Here is a 2,253-nt window from a genome sequence, read left to right on the forward strand (position 1 = left end):
AGTTGCATGTCGTAGACCCGAAACCGGGTGACCTATCCATGGCCAGGATGAAGCGGAAGTAAAATTCCGTGGAGGTCCGAACCACGTTGGTGTTGAAAAACCATGGGATGAGCTGTGGATAGCGGAGAAATTCCAATCGAACTCGGAGATAGCTGGTTCTCCTCGAAATAGCTTTAGGGCTAGCGTCGATTAATTGAGTAATGGAGGTAGAGCACTGAATGGGCTAGGGGCTGACAACAGTTACTGAACCCTATCAAACTCCGAATGCCATATACTTTTATTTCGGCAGTCAGACTGCGAATGATAAGATCCGTAGTCAAAAGGGAAACAGCCCAGACCATCAGCTAAGGTCCCAAAGTGTAAGTTAAGTGGAAAAGGATGTGGGATTTCTAAGACAACTAGGATGTTGGCTCAGAAGCAGCCACTCATTCAAAGAGTGCGTAATAGCTCACTAGTCAAGAGATCCTGCGCCGAAAATGTCCGGGGCTAAAACTTACCACCGAAGCTATGGGTGTATACTATGTATACGCGGTAGAGGAGCTTTCTGTACTGGTTGAAGTCATACCGTAAGGAGTGGTGGACGGTACAGAAGTGAGAATGTTGGCATGAGTAGCGAGAGTTAAGTGAGAATCTTAACGGTCGAAAACCTAAGGTTTCCTGAGGAAGGCTCGTCCTCTCAGGGTTAGTCGGGACCTAAGCCGAGGCGGAAACGCGTAGGTGATGGACAATCGGTTGATATTCCGATACCACCAATAAACGTTATTAGAAATGGGATGACGCAGGAGGATAAGATGTGCACACTATTGGATGTGTGTCTAAGCATTTAGGCGGAGCAAATAGGCAAATCCGTTTGCTCTTAACGCTGAGATGTTATGGGGAAGGCAATTTATTGCTGAAGTATCTGATTCCACGCTGCCAAGAAAAATCTCTATCGAGGATATTGGTGCCCGTACCGCAAACCGACACAGGTAGGTGAGGAGAGAATCCTAAGACCATCGGAAGAATTGTTGTTAAGGAACTCGGCAAATTGACCCCGTAACTTCGGGAGAAGGGGTGCCTACGTAAGTAGGTCGCAGAGAATAGGCCCAAGCAACTGTTTAGCAAAAACACAGGTCTCTGCTAAAGCGAAAGCTGATGTATAGGGGCTGACGCCTGCCCGGTGCTGGAAGGTTAAGGGGATTAGTTAGTCGGGAATTTATTCCCGCCGAAGCTATGAACTTAAGCCCCAGTAAACGGCGGCCGTAACTATAACGGTCCTAAGGTAGCGAAATTCCTTGTCGGGTAAGTTCCGACCCGCACGAATGGCGTAATGATTTGGGCACTGTCTCAACAACACATCCGGCGAAATTGTAGTACAAGTGAAGATGCTTGTTACCCGCGATTGGACGGAAAGACCCCGTAGAGCTTTACTGTAGCTTAGCATTGAATTTCGGTATTGTCTGTACAGGATAGGTGGGAGACTGAGAAACATGGGCGTTAGCCTGTGTGGAGTCATCCTTGGGATACCACCCTGACAGTACTGAGGTTCTAACTGGAGGCCATGAATCTGGTCACAGGACATTGTTAGGTGGGCAGTTTGACTGGGGCGGTCGCCTCCGAAAAAGTAACGGAGGCGCCCAAAGGTTCCCTCAGCGCGGTTGGAAATCGCGCGAAGAGTGCAAAGGCATAAGGGAGCCTGACTGCGACACTTACAAGTGGAGCAGGGACGAAAGTCGGGCTTAGTGATCCGGTGGTACCTCGTGGGAGGGCCATCGCTCAACGGATAAAAGCTACCTCGGGGATAACAGGCTGATCTCCCCCAAGAGTCCACATCGACGGGGAGGTTTGGCACCTCGATGTCGGCTCGTCGCATCCTGGGGCTGAAGTAGGTCCCAAGGGTTGGGCTGTTCGCCCATTAAAGCGGCACGCGAGCTGGGTTCAGAACGTCGTGAGACAGTTCGGTCCCTATCCGTCGCGGGCGTAGGAAATTTGAAGGGAGCTGTCCTTAGTACGAGAGGACCGGGATGGACAAACCTCTGGTGCACCAGTTGTCACGCCAGTGGCATCGCTGGGTAGCTATGTTTGGAAGGGATAAACACTGAAAGCATCTAAGTGTGAAGCCCACCCTAAGATAAGATTTCCCATTACTCGCACGTAAGTGCGGTGTAAGTAAGACTCCTGGAAGACCACCAGGTTGATAGGTTAGAGGTGTAAGCATGGTAACATGTTCAGCTGACTAATACTAATAAGTCGAGGGCTTGACCAAGATAGATT

General features: G+C 49.8%; 1 rRNA gene. It reads left to right on the forward strand.

Annotated features, from left to right (window positions below):
- Positions 1–2,245 (forward strand): 23S ribosomal RNA (locus KPL38_RS18995); the annotation flags it as partial.
- Between the last annotated feature and the right edge of the window lie 8 nt (positions 2,246–2,253).

The sequence above is a fragment of the Clostridium psychrophilum genome (assembly GCF_018861705.1).
Lineage (GTDB): Bacteria > Bacillota > Clostridia > Clostridiales > Clostridiaceae > Clostridium_AD > Clostridium_AD psychrophilum.